The following is a 20,557-nucleotide window of genomic DNA, read 5'->3' on the forward strand; positions in this document are numbered from 1 at the left end:
CGGTAATGCAAGACCGATCTTGCCCGAGTTCATGTATGCTGACGCGCTTATGAGCGAAAACCACCTGACCAATACCCGATTTTCAGACCTCGAGCTGAAGCCGGTACTGCTCGAGGGCGCCGCAGACGCCGGTTTCGAGTTCTGTACCGAGATCCAGGCCCAGACCCTGCCGCTGGCCCTCGCCGGCAAAGACGTGGCCGGCCAGGCCCAGACCGGAACCGGCAAGACCGCCGCGTTCCTGCTGGCCATCATGCAGGAGTTGCTGAGGGCCGACTCACCCGATGCCGGAGGTAATCCGCGGGCCCTGGTGCTGGCGCCCACCCGGGAGCTGGCGGTGCAGATTGCCAGGGATGCCCAGGTACTCGGGGCCCATTCGGGCCTGCGCATCCAGGTGGTCTACGGCGGCGAGGGCTATGAATCCCAGCGCGAGCGGTTGCGCGAGGGCGTGGACCTGCTCATCGGCACGCCAGGCCGCCTTATCGACTACTTCAAACAGCACATCTTTAACCTCCGCCATATCCAGGTGGTGGTGCTGGACGAGGCGGACCGCATGTTCGACCTCGGCTTCATCAAGGACATCCGCTTCCTGTTCCACCGCATGCCTGCCCCGGGAGAGCGCCTCAACATGCTGTTCTCCGCCACCATGAGCCACCGGGTGACGGAACTGGCCTACGAGCACATGAACAACCCGGAGGTGGTGAATGTCTCCCCCGAGGGCAAGACCGCCGACCGGGTCAACCAGGTCCTCTACCACGTCTCCAGCGAGGAGAAGATCCCGCTCCTCATCGGCCTGATGCGCCGCATGAACCCGCAGCGCAGCCTGGTGTTCGTCAACACCAAGCGCCAGTCGGAGAGGCTGGAGGACTATTTCAAGGTCAACGGCATCGACGCGGCGGTGATCTCGGGGGACGTGCCCCAGCGCAAGCGGTTGCAGTTGCTGGAGAAGTTCCAGGCCGGGCAATTGCCCGTGCTGGTGGCTACCGACGTCGCGGCCCGCGGGCTCCATATCGAGGACGTGAGCCACGTATTCAACTTCGACCTGCCCCAGGACGCGGAGGACTATGTCCACCGCATCGGCCGTACGGCGCGCGCCGGCGCCAGCGGCGACGCGGTGAGTCTGGCCTGCGAGACCTATGTCTACTCGTTGCCGGAGATCGAGGACTACATCGGTGCCAAGATCCCGGTGGAGCCCATTACCGGGGATCTCCTGGTGGATCCCATCAGGCCTCCGCGCCGTCCTCCGCGCAAGCGTCCGGGCGGGCCCGGTGGTGGCCGTCCTCGGGGTGGCCGGCCGGGCGGAGGTGGACGCGGCGGCCGGGGCGGGCCGTCCGGCGGGAATCCGGGATCGGAGTAGCGGTGGCAGGGTCTTTTGATTACCCTCCCCCCCATCATGCGCAGATTCATTGCCACCCTGATGTCCCTCTGCCTCTTGGCGGTGCTGCTGGCCGGTTGTGGACAAAAGGGCCCGTTGTACTTCCCGGACGAAGACGAGGAGCGCAAGCAGGTCTCGTCCTAGGGGCCGGCCCTGCGGCGCGCCCGGGAATGTCGCCCCGAGATTAGGCCGCGGCGGGGTGGCCCGATGATCCGGGCGGAAGAAATCTGCAAGCCCTTTGAAGAGCCCTCCACAGCGACACGCCACACATCACCATGGATCATTTCAAGCCCAGAGACGGCGTGCTGCACGCCGAGGACGTGGATCTGGTGGATCTGGCCGCCCGCTACGGCACCCCGTGTTACGTCTACTCCAGGGCCACCATCGAACGCCACTGGCGGGCCTATGACGAGGCCCTGGCAGGGATGGACCACCTGGTGTGCTACGCGGTGAAGGCCAATTCCAATCTGGCGGTGCTGGACCTCCTGGCACGCCTGGGTTCGGGCTTCGATATCGTCTCGGGCGGCGAGTTGTCCCGGGTGCTGGCGGTGGGTGCACCGGCCGAACGCATCGTCTTCTCCGGGGTGGGCAAGACGGCCTCGGAAATGCGCCAGGGCCTCGCGGCCGGCATCGGCTGCTTCAACGTGGAATCGCGGGCGGAGCTGGTGCGCCTCGACGGCGTGGCGACGCAGATGGGACTGCGAGCGCCGATATCCGTGCGCGTGAACCCCGATGTGGATCCTGGGACCCATCCGTATATCGCCACCGGCCTCAGGGAGAGCAAATTCGGTGTGCCCATGGAGGAGGCCCTGGCGCTCTATCTCGAGGCCGCCGCCATGCCCGGCATCCAGCCCGTGGGGGTGGATTGCCATATCGGCTCCCAGCTGGTCTCCACTGCGCCCTTCGTCGCTGCCCTGGAGCGGGTGCTGGCCCTGGTGGACAGACTGGCGGAGGACGGCATCGCCGTCGAGCACCTGGATGTGGGCGGCGGCCTCGGCATCGGCTACCAGGACGAGCGACCGCCGACCCCGGCGACCCTGGTAGAAGCCCTGCGGCCCCGGCTGGCGGGTCGCCGGCTGCGCCTGCTGATGGAGCCGGGGCGTTCCATCGCGGGCAACGCAGGGCTCCTGCTCACCCGGGTGGAATACCTGAAGAGTCATGGCGACCACCACTTCGCCGTGGTGGACGCGGCCATGAACGACCTGGCCCGCCCGAGCCTGTACGGGGCCTGGCAGGCCATCGAGCCGGTGGTGCCGCGGTCCTCGGCGGTCCGTTTCTATGACGTGGTGGGGCCGGTGTGCGAGACCGGTGACTTCCTGGGCAAGGGCCGGTCTTTGGCCCTGGCCCCCGGCGATCTGCTGGCGGTGCGGGGCGCCGGCGCCTACGGCTTCACCATGGGCTCCAACTACAACAGCCGCCCGCGCCCCCCCGAGGTGATGGTGGATGGCCCCCGCACCCACCTCGTGCGCCCGCGGGAGGAGGTGACGCACCTGTTCGCCACCGAGACCACCCTGCCCGCGGATTGACCTCTTTGCCGCTTTCAAAGAAGAAAACTACGAAAGACGCGAAATACGCGAAAGTAAAAACGAGGATATTGGTGGAGAAGGTCATGAGCCGCTGGTCCGGGGAGCGCCAACCTTGGGGCGTGATGATGCCCACAAACGGCCGTCCCACGGTGGCCCGCTACCTTCTTACCGGTCCGATCGGATAAATGCTCGCCGGCCCGTTTTGCGATCCTGACATCAAACAAGTTTCGCGTCTTTCGCGTCTTTCGTAGTTGATCTTGGTTTTTGATCAATGACCCGCACAAAGAGGGTCTGAAGTTAGGCGGCCGGTCACGCTACAATAATCAATCACCATCAGGTAAGTTCTCCAGAACCATGTCCCAGCGTAAGGCCGTTGCTCTCATCTCCGGTGGCCTCGATTCCATGCTCGCCGCGCGGGTGATCATGGATCAGGGGGTGCATGTGGAGGGGATCAACTTCTTCACCGGCTTCTGCGTCGAGGGCCACACCCACGCCATCCGCAGGAAGGACCGCAGCCGGCCGAAGCGCAACAATGCCCTGTGGGTGGCGGAACAACTGGGGATGCGGCTCCATATCGTGGACATCGTGGAGGAATACAAGGACGTGGTCCTCAACCCCGCCCATGGCTACGGGGCCCATCTGAATCCCTGCCTGGACTGCAAGATCTTCATGGTGAACAAGGCCCTGGAATGGGTGGAGGACCACGGCTTCGATTTTATCATCACCGGCGAGGTCATCGGCCAGCGGCCCAAGTCCCAGCGCAAGGACACCATGCCGGTGGTGGCCCGGGAGTCGGGGGCCGACGATCGGCTGCTGCGGCCCCTGTGCGCCCGCAACCTGGAACCCACCCGACCGGAGCTGGAGGGCTGGGTGGACCGCGAGGCACTGTTCAGTTTCACCGGTCGCAGCCGCAAGCCCCAGATGGCCCTGGCCCGGGAGCTGGGCTTTTACGACTATGCTCAGCCGGCCGGGGGCTGCTGTTTCCTCACGGACGAGCACTATGCCGTCAAGCTCGCGGACCTGTGGGCCAGCCGCCACCGGCGGGACTACGACCTGGATGACATCATGCTACTCAAGGTGGGCCGCCATCTGCGGCCCCGTCCCGCCTTCAAGCTCATCGTGGCCCGGGAAGAGGGCGAGAACAATTTCCTGCGCGGGTATCGCAAGCGCTTCGTCCACATGGAACCGGTCAGCCACCCCGGGCCCCTGGTGCTGGTGGACGGCGAGCCCGGTGAGCAGGACCTCCGACTGGCGGCCCGCATCACCGGTCGTTTCAGCCAGGGACGGGATGCCGCCATGGTGACGGTGGAGGTGACGGATCGGGCAGGGACTAGGCGCACCTTCGAGGTGCCGCCCCTGGACGCCGGCGACGTGCCGCGGGAATGGTACGTCTGAGGCCCTATCCACCGAGGCTGCCGGCGTGACGGAACGGCTGGATGCCCGCGGCCTGTTCTGTCCTCTGCCGGTGATCCGCACCCAGGACCGCGTGGCCGTCATGGCCCCGGGGGAGCGGCTCGAGGTGGTGGCCACGGACCATGGAGTGCTCAACGACATCCCGGCCTGGTGCCGCATCAACGGCCACCGCGTGGTGGCGTCCCGGGACGACGGCATCGAGGTGATCCTGGTGGTGGAGGTGGGGGCATCCCCCGACGGGCCGATCCATGGCCCATGATGCGGCCGCGGCGGCGCGGGACGTCCGCTACGGTGCCACCCGGCGGGTCACCCTCGTGGGGGCGATGGCCAACCTGCTGCTGGCGGTGGCCAAACTGGTCTACGGCGTCATCGGCCACTCCCAGGCCCTGGTGGCGGACGGTGTCCATTCCCTGTCCGATCTGTTGTCCGATGTCCTGGTGATCGCCGCCGCCAAGCACGCGTCCCAGGAGGCCGACGCCGAGCACCCCTATGGCCACGGGCGTTTCGAGACGGCCGCCACGGTGGCCCTGGGCACGATCCTCATGCTGGTGGCCGCCGGGTTGGCCTGGGAAGCGGTGGAGCGTTTGTTGGAGCCGGCCGAGCTGCTCCAGCCCCTGCCCGTGGTACTGGTGGTTGCCTTCGCCTCCATCGTCGCCAAGGAGGCCCTCTATCAGTACACCATGTGGGTGGCGCGCCTGCACCGTTCCGACCTCCTCAAGGCCAATGCCTGGCATCATCGCAGCGATGCCATCTCGTCGGTGGTGGTGCTGGCCGGCGTGGGTGGGACCCTGGCGGGCATGCCCTACCTGGATGGCGTGGCCGCGGTGGCGGTGGCCCTGATGGTGGCCAAGGTGGGTTGGGATCTCGCCCACACCGGTGTCCAGGAGCTGGTGGATACCGCCCTCGAGCCGGAGTTGGTGGAGGCCATCCGGAAGAAGATCCTGGAGGTGGACGGCGTGCGTGACCTGCATCTGCTGAAGAGCCGGCGCATGGCGGGGGAGGCCCTGGTGGACGTGCATATCCTGCTGGAGGACCCCTTCCTCAGCGTGTCCGAGGGGCATCAGATCAGCGAGACGGTGCGGGGGCGGCTCATCCGCGACTTCGACGACGTCACCGAGGTGATGGTCCACATCGATCCCGAGGATGACGAAGAAACGCCGGTAAACCGCCATCTGCCCTTGCGGCGGGAGCTGCTGGCCCGCCTGCGCCACCGCTGGCGGGGTATGGAAGGGGCGCATCACGTGCGCCGCGTCGGTCTCCATTATCTGAAAGGGCGGATCCAGCTGGATATCTACCTGGACCTGGACCAACTGGCCACGGCAGAGGATCGACGGCGCCTGACGGGGCCATTGGTGCAGGCGGCCCGCGAGGATCCCGCCGTGGGCAAGGTGCGTCTCGTTTACCTGGACGCACCAAAATGAGGCTTCATGAACCAGAGTGCACCAATGCAGGGCGGTCGACGATCATCTCTCGTTACAAGGCACTGATTTGACGCGTTCGGGGGAATGGCATACATAATGCATTTCCCGATTTTAGGATTCTTTTCACCCCCAACCCCACTGGAGAGATTGCAATGTCTGCAGATGATGTCATCACGCTAATGAAGGACAAAGATGTTCAGTTCGTCGACCTGCGCTTCACCGATACCAAGGGTAAGGAGCAGCATGTCACCATGCCCGCCAATGTCATCGTGGAAGATGATATGTTCGAGGACGGCAAGATGTTCGATGGTTCATCCATCGCCGGCTGGAAGGGCATCAACGAGTCCGACATGATCCTCATGCCCGACCCGGATTCGGCGGTCCTCGACCCCTTCACCGACGAGCCGACCCTCAATCTTCGTTGCGACGTCATCGAACCCTCCACCATGCAGGGCTACGACCGCTGCCCGCGCTCCCTGGCCAAGCGTGCCGAGGCCTACCTCAAGTCTACGGGCATCGCCGATACCGCCTATTTCGGGCCCGAGCCCGAATTTTTCGTGCTCGACGATGTGCGTTGGGGTGCCGATATGAGCGGCGCTTTCTACAAGGTGGATTCCGAGGAGGCTGGCTGGAACTCCGAGCGCGTGTTCGATGACGGCAACATGGGACACCGGCCCTCGGTGAAAGGCGGTTACTTTCCCGTGCCGCCGGTGGATTCTCTCCACGACCTGCGTGGGGCCATGTGTCTCGCCCTCGAGGAGATGGGCGTCGGCGTCGAGGTGCATCACCACGAGGTGGCCACCGCGGGCCAGTGCGAGATCGGTACCAAGTTCGACACCCTGGTGCGCCGCGCCGACCAGAATCAGATCCTCAAATACGTGGTGCAGAACGTAGCCCATAGCTATGGCAAGACCGCCACCTTCATGCCCAAACCGCTGGTGGGTGACAACGGCAACGGCATGCACGTGCATCAGTCCCTGGCGAAAGGCGGCGAGAACATCTTCGCCGGCGATCAGTATGGTGGCCTGTCGGAGACCGCTTTGTACTACATCGGCGGCATCATCAAGCACGCCCGGGCCCTCAATGCCTTCACCAACGCCTCCACCAACAGCTACAAGCGTCTGGTGCCCGGCTTCGAGGCCCCGGTGATGCTGGCCTATTCGGCCCGCAACCGCTCCGCCTCGGTGCGTATTCCCTATGTGTCGAGCCCCAAGGCGCGGCGCATAGAGGTGCGTTTCCCCGATTCCACCGGCAACCCGTATCTGTCCTTCGCGGCCATGATGATGGCGGGCCTGGACGGCATCCAGAACAAGATCCACCCAGGCGATGCCATGGACAAGGACCTTTATGACTTGCCGCCGGAGGAGGAGAAGGCCATTCCCCAGGTGTGCTTCTCCCTGGATTGTGCCCTCGAGGCCCTGGACGCCGACCGGGAGTTTCTCACCGCGGGGGGCGTTTTCACCGACGACCTCATCGATGGCTACATCACCCTGAAACAGGCCGACATCATGCAGCTGCGCATGACCACCCATCCGGTGGAGTTCGACATGTACTACAGCCTGTAGCAGGCCATCCGCGGCCACGCCGCGCTGCCCCATCGACGCCCCCGCCAGCCGGGGGCGTTTTATTTTTGGCCGGGGCGTCCGGAGAGCCTGCCGCGCGGTGGGGGCCTCGATTGCCGGCCTCCCACCCTTCGGCTATGCTCGTGCTCATGAAGGCATTTTTCGTCGTGCTCCTGTTATTGCCGGCCCTCGCCCTGGCGGCCGGGTCCAAGGTCTACCGCTGGGTGGGACCCGATGGTGCCACCGTATTCTCCGACGAGGCCCGGCCGGGCGCGGAAGAGGTGGAGATACCGCCGGTGCAGACCATGCCGGCCCTCGAGGCCCCGCGTGCGACCGCCCCCGACGATGGGAAGGGGCCCACGGAAGAGGCCGCTTACCAGAGCTTCTCCTTCGTCGCGCCGCAACAGGATCAAGGGGTACGTGCCAACAACGGTGTCGTCGGCGTGCGCATGACCCTGGAACCCCCACTGCGGGCGGGCCACAGCATCGCCGTCACCCTGGATGGTGAGCCCATGGGCGGCAACGCCCCCCTGAGCTTCCAACTGCCCGCCCTGGATCGGGGCACCCACACCATCGAGGCCGAGGTGGTGGATGCCACGGGCGAGTCCGTTATCAGCGCCGGCCCCATCACCTTTCACGTGTTGCGGGCCGCCCTGGGGGGTGGTCCGTAGCGTCGGTAAAGTCGGCTTCAATCCTTACCGGGCCTTACCGGGCCTTACCGGGGGCTGGCACGGTCGCAGCCCGTTGCATGCCTGCGCCGGGCCTCTTCATTATGCTCCTGGGGCGGAACGGATCGCCCATCGATTCCTGACGTTCTCATCCGGGTGTCGCCGGCTCGCCCCTGCATCCCCGCGAATGCACCATAATAGAGCAAGTGTCCCGTGATACCTGCCGGACGTGACCCCCATTGGAGCCGTTAGCCTCATCACGGCGGACAGTTTGGATGCGGCGAGCATGGTCCGTTTCTTGCTTAATACAGGGACAGTGAACAAGAAATATCTGCTTGCCATTCTGGAGACGCAAACCACGGCCGTGTTGCTGTTCGACTCGCGGTTGCGGCTTCTGTTGGCCAATCCGGCGGCCGAGGGTCTGCTGCAGACCAGCGAGAAGAAGATCAAGGACATGCGACCCAAGGATATCTTCGCCGATTCCGCCAAGTGGGAGGGCTCCCTGGACTGGGCCTTATCCTCCCGCCGTCCCTTTTCGGAGCATGGACTCCAGTGCCGGCGCGCCAACGGCGATACCATTACGGTGGACTGCGTGGTGACCCCCACTCAGGTCCATGACGGCGAGGATGGACTGCTGGTGGAACTGATTGAGGTGGATCGCCACCATGCCATCTCCCGGGGCGAGCAGACCCTGGCCCAGCACGAGACCACCTACGCCATGGTGCGGGGTCTGGCCCATGAGATCCGCAATCCTCTGGGGGGCTTGCGGGGCGCCGCCCAACTGCTGGAGCGGGAACTGGACAACCCCGAGTTGCTGGAATTCACCCAGGTCATCATCGGCGAGGCTGACCGCCTCCAGGGGCTGTTGGACCGCATGCTGGGTCCCCGCAGCGTGCCCCAGAAGCGTCCCTTCAACGTGCATCAGGCCACGGATCGGGTATGCACCCTGGTGCGGGCCGAGGTGCCCGATGGCGTCATCATCCAGAGTGATTACGACCCCAGCATTCCGGAGGTGGAAGCGGATCCGGACCTGCTGATCCAGGCCCTGCTGAATATCGTGCGCAACTCCGCCCAGGCCATCCGGGGCAGCGGCCGAGACGGCTGTATCACCGTGCGCACCCGGGTGGAGCGGCAGGTGACCATCGGCGGGCGGCGCCATCGCCTGGCGATTCGCCTGCAGGTGATTGATAACGGCCCCGGCATTTCCGAGGAGATGATGGACAAGATCTTCTATCCCATGGTTTCGGGCAGGGCCGGGGGGTCCGGCCTCGGCTTGTCCATCGCCCAGAATCTGATACATCTGCACGGCGGCTACATCGATTGTGAGAGCGTCCCCGGCAATACCGTGGTGACGGCCTGGTTGCCCCTGGAGAACGACCAATGAATACCCCGGAACGCGTTTGGGTCATCGACGACGACCGCTCCATCCGCTGGGTGCTGGAACGAGCGCTACGCCACGAAGGCATGCAGGTGACCAGCTTCGAGAGCGGCAGCGGCGTGCTGGAGCGCATGGCCCGGGAACGACCCGACGTGGTGATCTCGGATATCCGCATGCCCGACCTCGACGGCCTGGAACTGCTGTCCCGGGTCACGGCGCGTTTTCCCGAGGTCCCGGTGATCATCATGACCGCCTACTCGGACCTCGACAGCGCGGTGTCGGCCTATGAAGGCGGGGCCTTCGAATACCTGCCCAAGCCCTTCGATGTGGACGATGCGGTGGAACTGGTGCGCCGCGCCGCCGCCCGTCGCAACGCGGGTGCGGAGGAGTCGGGCGGCACGTCCGATGGCGCCCTCGAGGGCCTCGAGATCATCGGCTCGGCCCCGGCTATGCAGGAGGTCTTTAGAGCCATCGGCCGCCTCGCGCGCTCCTCGGTGACGGTACTCATCACCGGCCAGTCGGGCACCGGCAAGGAGCTGGTGGCCCACGCCCTGCACCGCCACAGTCCGCGTAAGGAATATCCCTTCATCGCCCTGAATACCGCCGCCATCCCCCGCGACTTGCTGGAGTCGGAGCTGTTCGGCCACGAGCGTGGCGCCTTCACGGGGGCCGCGGCCCAGCGCCGCGGGCGTTTCGAACAGGCCCATGAGGGCACCCTGTTCCTGGATGAGATCGGCGACATGCCGGCGGAACTCCAGACCCGCCTGCTGCGGGTGCTGGCGGACGGCGAGTTCTACCGGGTGGGCGGCGCCACGCCCATCCGGGTGGACGTGAGGGTCATCGCCGCCACCCACCAGAACCTGGAGCAGCGGGTCAAGGACGGTGTGTTCCGCGAGGACCTCTATCATCGCCTCAACGTCATCCGTATCCACGTGCCGCCCCTGAAAGAGCGGCGGGAGGACATCCCCGGCTTGGCGGCGCGCTTCCTGGACAGCGCGGCCGAGGAACTGGGGGTGGAGCCGAAGCGCCTGTCCGCCGAGACCGAATCCTACCTGTCCTGCCTCGACTGGCCGGGCAACGTCCGCCAGCTCGAGAACACCTGCCGCTGGCTCACCGTGATGGCCTCGGCCGAGGTCATCGTGCCCGGCGACCTGCCGCCGGAACTGCGGGGTCAGGAGGCGGAGACGGAGCGGGAAGAGGACTGGGAGGAGAACCTCACCCGCTGGTGTGAGCGCCATATATCCCTCGGCGACAGCGCCCTGCGGGACGAGGCGGTGCCACGCTTCGAGCGCACCCTGCTCAAGGTAGCGTTGCGCCACACCCACGGCCACCGCCAGGCCGCCGCCCGACTGCTGGGATGGGGTCGCAACACCCTCACCCGCAAGCTGAAGGAGCTGCAGCTGGACGAGCTTTGATGGTGCGGTCGGAGACCCGCCCCGGCCATGGGCCGCATGGGAAGCGCCGAATTATTCAGCGCTTCCGACTTCTGATATTGTCTTTCCGCTTGGCTCCCAACCATACTTAACGTGAGAGTCGCGAAGCACGAACTCCCCCTCTCCCTCTGGGAGAGGGATGGGGTGAGGGAACGAACATGGCGATACGCGCTCCTCTTTCATTATCTTGGGCGCGCGTATCGCCATGAGAGTTAAACAGAGACCGGCGCACGAGGCGTCGGTGGTTCCCGGCCACGGCACCGGTGCCGGGCAGGCAGGCCACGGGCACGGGTGCGACGCGGAGGCGGATATGTTTCTGAAGGAAAGGAGTACAGGGCACATGGTGGAGGTTCTCCAGACGGAGGAGCTTTTCGACCCGTACCAGACCCGGGTGACCGGCCGTTACAACACCGGGGAAGAGCTACCCGATCCCGGCCCCTTCGACAAAGGGGGCCTGGTGTTCCTGTCTGGCGAGGCCCTGCCCCGTTGCTGGGTGGACCCCCACTATCGGGAAGCCGGTTAGGCGCGTGGTGAACGGTGGAGGGGAGGCGGTTCCGCCATCCCACTCCACCGTCCGGCCCCACTCTCGGCCCAGGGGCAGGGAGCGACGGGGAGGGGAGCGCACATCCTTCCGGCAGGCGCTTCCTAAGCGTGGGCTTTGCGGTTAACCTTGCCGCGCCTTTCCCTATCGGATCTCTGCCCCATGGCCGGTGAGTCCCGCTCTTTTCAGGTTGACGCCGCACCCTCGCCCACCATCGCCGCCGTCGATCTCGGTTCCAACAGTTTCCACATGATCATCGCCGAGGTGCAGGATGGCCATGTGCGGGTGGTGGATCGGCTGCGCGAGCAGGTGCAGCTCGCCGCCGGCCTCGACGCCAGGGGGTTCCTCGACGATACCGCCGTGACCCGTGCCGTGGCCTGCCTGGAACGTTTCGGCCAGCGCGTCCACGAACTGCCCCGGGGTGCGGTGCGGGCGGTGGGCACCAACACCCTGCGCACCGCACGTAACGCCGCCGAGTTCATGCACCGTGCCCGCAAGGCCCTCGGCCACCCCATCGACATCATCGCCGGCCGCGAGGAGGCCCGGCTCATCTACCTGGGGGTCGCCCACAGCCAGGCCGACGACAGCGGCACCCGCCTGGTGATGGACATCGGGGGCGGCAGCACGGAATTCATCATCGGCGAGCGCTTCGAGACCCGTCATCGGGAGAGCCGCTACATGGGCTGCGTCTCCTATACCCGCGACTACTTTCCCGATGGCCAGATCACGGAGGCGGCTATGGTCAGAGCGGAGATCGCCGCCCGCCTGGAACTGGAGAGTATCGAGGGCCGCTTCAGACGCATCGGTTGGGACCATGCCATCGGTGCCTCGGGCACCATCAAGGCGGTGCGCTCGGTGCTGGAGGCCAACGGTTGGAGCGACCACGGCATCACCCGCAAGGGTCTCGGCAAACTGCGCCGCGCCCTGGTCAAGGCAGGGGCCGTCGAGGCCCTGAACATGGAGGGGCTGGGCAAGGAGCGGGCACCGGTGTTTCCGGGGGGCGTGGCCATCCTCAACGCCACCTTCGAGGCCTTGGGGCTCGAGCGCATGGAGGCCTCCGACGGGGCCCTGAGGGAAGGCCTGCTCTACGACCTGCTGGGGCGGATCCGCCATGAAGACGTGCGGGAGCGCACCATTCGTCAGATGGTCAAACGCTTCGACCTGTCGGCGAAGTTCGCCCGCCGGGTGGCGGACACCGCCGACTACTGCCTGCGGCAGGTGCGGGTGCCGTGGGAGCTCGAGGGCGAAGAAGATGCCAATAGCCTGCGCTGGGCCGCGCTGCTCCACGAGATGGGTATGGCCGTGGCTCACAACCAGTACCACAAGCACGGGGCCTACATCGTGCGCCACGCCGACATGCCCGGCTTCTCGCGCCAGGAACAGGCCTTCCTGGCGGCCCTCATACGCGGCCACCGGCGCAAGTTCCCCAAGGGGGAACTCCAGGAACTGGCCGGCGTGCGCACGGACACCGCCAAGCGCCTGTGCATCCTGCTGCGTCTGGCCATACTCATGAACCACGCCCGCAGCAAGCAGACCTTCCCGGAGTTCCGGCTGCTGTCCGGCACCAGCAGCCTGGAGGTCATATTCCCCGGCGGTTGGCTGGTGGAGCATCCCCTCACGGCGGCCAATCTGGCCCAGGAGGCGGAGTACCTCAAGGCCGTCAAATTCAAGCTGGAATTCCGTTGAACCGCGACCTCCGTTGCAGCCGCCCGGCTTCAGGCCATGGGGCCCGGCAGGAGGCTCACCCTTCCCGCAGCCAGCGGGCGGCGTCCTTGGCGAAGTAGGTGAGGATGCCGTCGGCGCCGGCGCGTTTCATGCTGGTGAGGGCCTCCATGGCCACTGCCTCGAGGTCGAGCCAGCCGTTGGCGGCGGCGGCCTGGAGCATGGCGTATTCGCCGCTCACCTGGTAGACGAAGGTGGGCACGCCGAAGGTGTCCTTGACCCGACGCACCACGTCGAGATAGGGCATGCCCGGCTTGACCATCACCATGTCGGCGCCTTCCTGGAGGTCCAGGGCGACTTCGCGCAGGGCCTCGTCGCCATTGGCGGGGTCCATCTGGTAGCTGTATTTGTTGCCGCTCCCGAGATTGCCGGCCGAGCCCACGGCGTCGCGGAAGGGGCCGTAGTAGGCGGAGGCGTACTTGGCGGCGTAGGCGAGGATGCGGGTGTGGATGTGGCCCGCGTCCTCCAGGGCGTGGCGGATAGCCCCCACGCGGCCGTCCATCATGTCCGACGGGGCGACGACGTCGGCGCCGGCCTCGGCATGGGACAGGGCCTGTCTCACCAGCACGGCCACCGTCTCGTCGTTCATCACGTAGCCGGTGTCGTCGATGAGACCGTCCTGGCCGTGGGTGGTGAAGGGATCGAGGGCCACGTCGGTGATGACGCCGAGGTCCGGCAAACGCGTTTTCAGGGCGCGCACCGCCCGTTGCGCCAGGCCCTCGGGATTGAAGGCCTCGCAGGCATCCTCCGTCTTCTTTTCCACCGGCGTGACCGGAAACAGGGCCATGGCCGGGATCCCCAGCTCCACCACCGCGGCGGCCTCCTCCAGCAACAGGTCTATAGACAGGCGCTCCACGCCGGGCATGGAGGCCACTGTCTCACGGCGGCCCTCGCCCTCCAGCACGAATACGGGATAGATGAGGTCGTCGGTAGACAGGCGGTGCTCCCTCATGAGGCGGCGGGAGAACCCATCGCGGCGCATACGGCGGGGTCGTGCGAGGGGGTAGCCTGCGATCTCGAGCTGCGAAGTCATGGCGCGTCGTCTGAAGTTGGGGGCGGGATTGGCTTATTCCTGGTGGCCGCGCCCGGGTGCGGTCCTGGCGGTGGCCGCCTCGGGATAGAGGCGCTTGGCCAGGCGGATGAACTCGAAGGCAGCCTTGCCCTGGCGCTCCAGCTCGAATACCGCGAGGCCTTCGCTGAAGGATCGGCGGAACATGGTGCGCTGGCCGAGACGGCGCTTCAGCACCGTGGCGCCGGGGAGGGAGGCGAGGGCCTCCTCGGCCTCGTCCGATTCACGTACGGAATGGTGGGTGTCGGCACGGTTGATGAAGGTGAGGATCTCCGGCCGGGCATCGGGATTGAGGGCCTCGGCGATGATGTTGAGAAAGCGTTGGGTGGACCACACGTCGGCCTGACTCGGTCCCACCGGAATAAGAATACGGTCGGCCATATTGATGGCCTGGCGCATGGCCCACAGGTTGGAAGCTCCCACATCCACGAGGACTTCTCCGCTGTGACCCTTGAGCACGGTGCCGGGGTCGTTCTCTGCGCGATAGATGGGCACCTCCGGGAGGATGTTCTCCTCGCGCCTGACCTCGCCGACATCGCTCAAGGTGGCCTGGGGATCGAGATCGAAGGCGACGACCTCTACCTTGGCATGGGCCAGCCACACGGCGAGATTGAATGCCACCGTACTCTTGCCCGAGCCACCCTTCAGGTTGCCGACGACCGTAATCATCTACCTACCCCATAGTCGTGAGTTGTGTTTTTGGGTGACATGCCGAGCCGTTATCGGCGACCCTTCGTCAACGCCGGCCCTGGGGGGCACGTTGGGGCATTTCTATCTGCTCGTAGCCGGCGGGGATCTCGAAGAGATCCGCCGGCTGGGGGCCCACCTCGATGGCGTTGAGTTCCCTCACCATGCCACTGGGACCCTCGCCGCGGATGGGGATGCGCAGTTCCTTGTCGAACCACTCCGTCCACTCCACCGCTTGCTGGCTCCGGCCCTGGCCGGGGGCGACGAAACGCCATTTCTCGGCCTCCCGCCCATTGATCTTCTCGACGCCGAGGCGGGTACACTGCAGGCTGTTGGCGTCCTGCAGGCAGGGGCTGCCCGGTTCGTCGGGCAGCGGCGGCTCCTGGCGGCCGCCGGCAGCCGCGGGCTCACCGGAAAACTCCACGTATTGCTTTTTCTTGGGGTTCAACAGCCAGGTGATGTTGCTGGACTTGTCGTGGATCCGGATACGCTCTTCCCCCTTGATGGAGGTTTCCTCGCGCATGTTGTCGCCGCTGACGTAGAGCTTGGACGTCATGTCCGGTTGGTTCGGTGCCTTCTGCACCATGGTGGCGGAAAATTCCGCGGCGAGGGCCGCGGGCGCGAGGCCGGTCAGCCATAGGGCCATGATTCCAAGCAATCCATAACGCATTTTCATATTTCCTACCTTTTAGAGTCTGGGTCAGACCGCAGCGGGTGAGTCCTTCGTATGCCGGTGGAGGTTATCCGCCGGCTGGACGCAATGGCACCATCCCGTTTGATTCCATTCTAATGTTAAGGCTTTCAACAATCATCCGTTGCCCTGAGATGGTGCCGTCTCGGCGCGGACTCAGTAGGGTGCCGGCATGCCGGGTAAGGGGGGTACGCCGCCCCAGGGCCCGGTCCCGTACCCGGGGACGGGACCGGAGGGGTAAGCGGGGGCAGGGCCATAGCCGGGGTACGCCGGCATGCCACCTCCCCACGGGGTAACCTCGTCGCGCCGCCGCGTGCTCTCTCTCTCACGGGTCTGGCGTTCCTGATCGCTGCGGCTGCCGGTGTCACCCCATGGGCGGTCCGACCAATCGGACCATGGGTTGTAGGTCTTGCGTCGCTGTTCCTGTTTCTGTTGCGGTGGAGGGTTGCGCAAACCCCAGGGCTGGCCCCCGGATCGGCGGTCACGCCATTGATCATCGGTGTCCCGCGAAGGTGCGGGGTCCACCGGGTCCAGCCACCAAGCGTCATCCCGGGATTCGGCCCAAGCCGTGCCGCCATCCTTTCCACCGCTGCCCCAGGAGCGGCCTCCATCCTCCTGCCACCATTCCCCGGCCCAGAGCGGCTGACCGACGAGCAGGGATAAGGTGACGATGGCCATTTTCACCCTTCCCACTTTCTCTTGATGCGTCACGTACAGACACGGCCGGGTATGCGCGGACAGATACTCAGTCGTCGTGTCCGGACGAACCGGTTCCGAGACCGGACATGTCCTGCTTGAGGCGAATTCCCCGCCGCTTCTTGCGGGGGCCCGAAATGTCTTCCCCCGCCGAACGGGGGTCGCGGCGCGGCGTCTGGGATGCCCCTTCTTTGCGTGCCGCGGCGGGTTGGCCCGCGCCGTTGGATGGTGGGGCCGGGGTGGCGGGCTTCTTCAGTGAGATCCGTTTCTTGCCGGGCGCCTTGGGGGCGGGCGATTTGCGCGCCGTTTGTGGGGCGTCCTGCGGGGGCGTCCCCGGCGTTGCGGCAGGGGGCGTGGATGGTTCCTCAGTGGCGGCGGGGACGGCCTCTGATAGCGCCCGCCGGGCACTTTCCGCGGCGGCCGGAACGGACTCTGGTGCCGCGCCGGATTGCCCGGTGGTGGCCGGGTCCGTGTTCTTCGGCGGGGCGGGCGCACGGTCTGCTGCCTCGGTGTCCTTTGCGGTCGGCGTCTGCGCGGTGGCCGGTGGGGTCGGGGCGGCTGCCCCGCTGTCCGGTTCAGGAGCAGCGGTGTCGGGCGCTTGGCGTTCGCGGGGGGCGGCGGCGGACCGCGGGGCCTCCTCGCCGCGTGGGGTGGGTGCCGCCGCCGGCTCGGTGCCCTGGATGCTGACCTCGGGCGGCTGCGATGGGGTTGCCTGGCCGTTGCTGTCTTCCCCGCGTTTCGGTATCAAGCGCTTGAGCAGGGCCATCAGGGCGAGGACCGCACCCCTCAACATGAACAGGGCCATGTAGCCGATGTTGGCAACCCGCTCCCGCAGGGTGGGTTTGGGCTGGGCGCGCACCGCCGATGCCGGGCTGGGCAGGGGGCGGGGATCGGGGCCGCCGCCGGTGGGACCCACCGGGTCACCTCCCCCCGGGCCACCGTGGCCGGGCGGGAAGGCCAGGGAGATGAGGGAATCGGAGGCGGCGATACAGCCCAGGGGGATGACGATGAGGGTCAGGACCGTGGACACCATCACGCCGAAGGACAGGGAGATGGCCATGCCCTTGAAGATGGGGTCGCCCAGGATCACGCTGGAGCCGGCCACCAGGGCGAAGGCCGTGATCATGATGGGCCGGGTGCGGGTGGTGCAGGCCTGGATCACCGCCTCTTTCACCTCGGTGCCGTCACGGATGGCGTGGATGGCGAAGTCCACCAGCAGGATGGAGTTGCGCACGATGATGCCGGCTAGGGCGATCCAGCCGATCATGGAGGTGGCGGTGAACTCGGCGCCGAACAGCATGTGCCCCGGTATGATGCCCAGCAGGGTGAGGGGAATGGGGGCCATGATGAGCAGAGGCACCCTGAAATTGCCGAACTCCCACACCACCAGGATGTAGATCAACACCAGGGCGGCGGCGAAGGCGATGCCCATGTCGCGGAAGGTCTCGTAGGTGACGGTCCACTCGCCACCCCATTCGAAGCCGAGTTTCGAATCATTGGGCGGTGGCCCCGTGAAGTGACCATAGTATTGCTGGCCCTCGCCGTTCATGGCATCGCGCAGCCACTCGTAATCACGGTCCTCGCGGATCATCTTCTCCACCTGGAACATGCCGTAGATGGGGGCGGCGAGCCGCCCGACGCTCTCGGCGGTGACATACTCCACCGCCCGCAGATCCTTGTGATAGAGGGTGGGCTGGGTGGGAACCTGGACGAAGTGGCCCAACTCCGCCAGGGGGATGGTCTGGCCGCCGGCGGTGGGGATGGGCAGGTCACCGAGAACGCTGATCTGGGAGCGCTTGTAGAGCGGGACCTGGATCACGATGTTGGTGGGCTCAAGCACCTTGGACTGTTTGATGTCCCCCACCTTGTAACCGCCCATGGCCATGGTGACGTTGCGGTTGATGGTGTCCACGGAGATGCCACGCCGTACCGCCTTCTCCGTATCCACCTCGAAGCGCCAGTAGCTGGAGGGCTCTTCCACGTAGCTGTAGACGTCATCCAGGTTCTCGGCCTTCTCGAACATCTCCGCCATGGCCCCAGCCATGGCGCGCCGGGCCTCGCCCGAGGGACCGTAGATCTCGGCCACCACGGTCTGCAGTACCGGTGGCCCCGGCGGCATCTCCACCACCGCGATATCGGCGCCGGTGTTGCGGATGGTGGTTCGCAGCTCGGAGTCGGGGCCGGCGATGAGTTCGCGGGTCATCACCGCCAGCTCGTGGCTGGAGAGGTCGCGTTTGGTCTTGTGGGTGAGCTGTACCTGGACCTCGGCCTGCCACGGCCTGTCCCGCAAGTAGTAGTGGCGCACCATGCCGTTGAAGTCGAAGGGCCGGGCGGTGCCCACATAGGTCTGCAGGGCCGTCACCTCGGGGATCTCGGCGCGGATGGCCTGGGCGATCTGGCGCGTCAGGTTGGCGGTCACCGGCAGGGCCGTGCCCTCGGGCATGTTGACCACCAGGCTGAACTCGGGCTTGTTGTCCAGGGGCAGCATCTTTACCGTGACCCAGGTGGTATAGAACATGAACAACGCCAGGAACAACGCCCCCCACAGGGCGAGCCGGAACAACAGGCGCTTGCCGCGATGGTCGATGAGGGGGATGAGGACGCGCCGGAACAGGCCGTCGAGGCGGGAGGCCATGGCATGCTCCCGCTTCTCCTGGCGATGCAGGTAGGCCTGGCTGGGCTTGAGGCGCAGCGCCCACCAGGGGGTGAACATGAAGGCCGCCAGCAGGGAGACGATCATGGCCACCGAGCCGAGCGCCGGGATGGGTTCCATGTACGGTCCCATCATGCCGCGCACGAAGCCCATGGGCAGCAGGGCGGCCACCACGGTGAAGGTGGCGATGATGGTGGGGTTGCCCACTTCCCGCACCGCATCCACCGCCACCTCGGCGCTGGTGCTGTCGGATTCGAGCCAGCGCCGGTAGATGTTCTCCACCACCACGATGGCGTCGTCCACCAGGATGCCGATGGAGAAGATGAGGGCGAACAGGGAGACCCGGTCGATGGTGTAGCCCATGAGGAAGGCGGCGAACACCGTGAACAGGAGGACCACGGGGATCACCAGCAGTACCACCAGGGCCGGACGCAGGGCCATGAAGGCGATCAGCACCAGCACGAAGACGAAACCGGTGGCCTTGAAGAGCTTCATGATGAGCTCGTTGACCTTGTCGTCGGCCGTCTCGCCGTAGTTGCGGGTAACGCTGGCGGTGACATTGCTGGGGATCAGCACCCCCTTGAGGGACTCCACCTTGTCGATGATGGAGGTAGCCACCTGGACCCCGTTGGAGCCCTCCTTCTTGGCCACTGCGAGGGTGACGGCCGGTACGCCCGCGGCCTCCTCTTCATGGTCACCGGCCGGGGCGGTGTAGTACTCCACCAGCCGGGAGGTCTGCGCTGGCCCGTAGCTGACCTGGGCCACGTCACGCACATACACGGGCACGTCGTTGCGGGTGCCCACCACGAGCCGCGACACGTCCTCGGCGCTGCGCAGGAAAGACCCGGTGTAGACGTTGAAGAAGGTGTTCCGGGCCTCGACGTTGCCGGCCTGCTGCTCGGCGTTGGCGGTGCGGATGGTCTGGGCCACCTGGTCGAGGGTGATGTCGAAGCCAGACAGGCGTTGGGGGTAAACGTTCACCTTCACCTGCTCGCGGCTGCCGCCCACCACGAAGCCCTGACCCGTGTCCGGGAGTTCCTTGACCTCCTGGAGGATATCGAGGGCCAGCTTGCGCAGCGCCGCGTCGCCGAGGTTGGCGTCCGGGGACCACAGGGTGACGGTGACCACCGGGACGTCGTCGATGCCCTTGGGCTTGACCAGGGGTGGTCGCACCCCTGGCGGCATCTTGTCCAGGTTGGACTGGATCTTGTCGTGGACCTTGACGATGGAGGGGCCCAACTCCTCGCCCACGAAGAACTGCACGGTGACGATGGCCTGACCGCGCTGGGAGGCCGAATAGACGTGCTCCACCCCCGGGATCTCGCTCATGATGCGTTCCAGCGGCCGGGTGGCGAGGCTGGCCACCTGGGTGGCATCGGCGCCCGGATACTGGACGAAGATGTCCACCATGGGCACGGAGATCTGGGGGTCTTCCTGGCGCGGCGTGACGGCGAGGCCGATGAGGCCCAGGAACAGCATGCCCACGAAGAGCAGCGGCGACAGGGGCGAGTTGATGAACGCCCGGGTCAGGTTGCCTGCGAGGCCCAGATGTTCCTCGTCCTGTGCTTCGTTTTTGGTCTTGTCGTGGTCTGCCATGCGAGCTGTCGTCCCGGCTGCCGGCGCTGGCCGGCGAATTCTACTCCCGGCCGCGCCTCCAATAACGCGCATCGGGGAGCCCAGTGCTCCCCGATGCGCGTCGGCTGGACCCTATGGCGGCCACCCTAA

At 66.1% G+C, this 20,557-nt stretch carries 17 protein-coding genes; 12 read left to right on the forward strand and 5 right to left on the reverse strand.

The window, feature by feature from the left end; translation table 11 throughout:
• Positions 1 to 49 precede the first annotated feature (49 nt).
• The 12 genes from U5S82_11055 to ppx all read left to right on the forward strand — a co-directional run bounded on the left by U5S82_11055 (position 50) and on the right by ppx (position 13,000).
• The gene (locus U5S82_11055) at positions 50 to 1,354 is read left to right on the forward strand and encodes a DEAD/DEAH box helicase (GenBank protein MDZ7752179.1); all 1,305 of its coding nucleotides are present in this window, start codon (positions 50 to 52) and stop codon (positions 1,352 to 1,354) included.
• A gap of 36 nt (positions 1,355 to 1,390) precedes the next feature.
• Positions 1,391 to 1,516, forward strand: coding sequence for a lipoprotein (locus U5S82_11060; protein ID MDZ7752180.1), 126 nt, complete (start codon positions 1,391 to 1,393; stop codon positions 1,514 to 1,516).
• Positions 1,517 to 1,647: 131 nt separating this feature from the next.
• Complete coding sequence (lysA, locus tag U5S82_11065) at positions 1,648 to 2,898, forward strand: diaminopimelate decarboxylase (protein ID MDZ7752181.1); 1,251 nt, start codon at positions 1,648 to 1,650, stop codon at positions 2,896 to 2,898.
• 354 nt (positions 2,899 to 3,252) lie between these two features.
• A complete protein-coding gene (locus U5S82_11070; protein ID MDZ7752182.1) occupies positions 3,253 to 4,293 on the forward strand; it encodes a tRNA (5-methylaminomethyl-2-thiouridylate)-methyltransferase in 1,041 nt (346 codons plus the stop codon).
• Positions 4,294 to 4,318: 25 nt separating this feature from the next.
• The gene (locus U5S82_11075; GenBank protein MDZ7752183.1) at positions 4,319 to 4,570 is read left to right on the forward strand and encodes a sulfurtransferase TusA family protein; all 252 of its coding nucleotides are present in this window, start codon (positions 4,319 to 4,321) and stop codon (positions 4,568 to 4,570) included.
• Positions 4,560 to 5,732: a cation diffusion facilitator family transporter gene (locus U5S82_11080; protein ID MDZ7752184.1), complete on the forward strand. Its 1,173-nt coding sequence runs from the start codon at positions 4,560 to 4,562 to the stop codon at positions 5,730 to 5,732. Before U5S82_11075 ends, U5S82_11080 begins: the two co-directional genes overlap by 11 nt.
• Before the next feature lie 152 nt (positions 5,733 to 5,884).
• Positions 5,885 to 7,297 (forward strand): glutamate--ammonia ligase, encoded by a 1,413-nt coding sequence (gene glnA, locus U5S82_11085; protein MDZ7752185.1) that lies wholly within the window; start codon positions 5,885 to 5,887, stop codon positions 7,295 to 7,297.
• A 146-nt stretch (positions 7,298 to 7,443) separates the two neighbouring features.
• Positions 7,444 to 7,965 carry a DUF4124 domain-containing protein gene (locus U5S82_11090; protein ID MDZ7752186.1) on the forward strand — a complete coding sequence of 174 codons (522 nt, stop codon included), beginning with the start codon at positions 7,444 to 7,446 and terminating at the stop codon, positions 7,963 to 7,965.
• A 313-nt stretch (positions 7,966 to 8,278) separates the two neighbouring features.
• Positions 8,279 to 9,346 (forward strand): nitrogen regulation protein NR(II), encoded by a 1,068-nt coding sequence (gene glnL, locus U5S82_11095; GenBank protein ID MDZ7752187.1) that lies wholly within the window; start codon positions 8,279 to 8,281, stop codon positions 9,344 to 9,346.
• Entirely contained in the window at positions 9,343 to 10,755 is a 1,413-nt protein-coding gene (gene ntrC / locus U5S82_11100) for a nitrogen regulation protein NR(I) (protein ID MDZ7752188.1), read from the forward strand. The genes glnL and ntrC overlap by 4 nt, the downstream gene beginning before the upstream one ends.
• Positions 10,756 to 11,083: 328 nt before the next feature.
• Entirely contained in the window at positions 11,084 to 11,296 is a 213-nt protein-coding gene (locus tag U5S82_11105) for an acetyltransferase (GenBank protein ID MDZ7752189.1), read from the forward strand.
• A 180-nt stretch (positions 11,297 to 11,476) separates the two neighbouring features.
• On the forward strand, positions 11,477 to 13,000 hold the full coding sequence (gene ppx, locus U5S82_11110) for an exopolyphosphatase (GenBank protein MDZ7752190.1): 1,524 nt from the start codon (positions 11,477 to 11,479) through the stop codon (positions 12,998 to 13,000).
• Between the two features lie 55 nt (positions 13,001 to 13,055).
• On the opposite strand, the gene hemB is transcribed toward ppx, so the two are convergent.
• The 5 genes from hemB to U5S82_11135 all read right to left on the reverse strand — a co-directional run bounded on the left by hemB (position 13,056) and on the right by U5S82_11135 (position 20,428).
• A complete protein-coding gene (hemB, locus tag U5S82_11115) occupies positions 13,056 to 14,069 on the reverse strand; it encodes a porphobilinogen synthase (GenBank protein ID MDZ7752191.1) in 1,014 nt (337 codons plus the stop codon).
• 33 nt (positions 14,070 to 14,102) lie between these two features.
• A complete protein-coding gene (locus tag U5S82_11120; GenBank protein MDZ7752192.1) occupies positions 14,103 to 14,774 on the reverse strand; it encodes an AAA family ATPase in 672 nt (223 codons plus the stop codon).
• 67 nt (positions 14,775 to 14,841) lie between these two features.
• On the reverse strand, positions 14,842 to 15,438 hold the full coding sequence (locus tag U5S82_11125) for a hypothetical protein (GenBank protein ID MDZ7752193.1): 597 nt from the start codon (positions 15,436 to 15,438) through the stop codon (positions 14,842 to 14,844).
• Between the two features lie 201 nt (positions 15,439 to 15,639).
• Positions 15,640 to 16,161, reverse strand: coding sequence for a hypothetical protein (locus U5S82_11130; protein MDZ7752194.1), 522 nt, complete (start codon positions 16,159 to 16,161; stop codon positions 15,640 to 15,642).
• 67 nt (positions 16,162 to 16,228) lie between these two features.
• Positions 16,229 to 20,428: an efflux RND transporter permease subunit gene (locus tag U5S82_11135; GenBank protein ID MDZ7752195.1), complete on the reverse strand. Its 4,200-nt coding sequence runs from the start codon at positions 20,426 to 20,428 to the stop codon at positions 16,229 to 16,231.
• Positions 20,429 to 20,557: the final 129 nt, after the last annotated feature.

Source organism: Gammaproteobacteria bacterium, from assembly GCA_034522055.1.
Classification (GTDB): Bacteria; Pseudomonadota; Gammaproteobacteria; order JAABTG01; family JAABTG01; genus JAABTG01.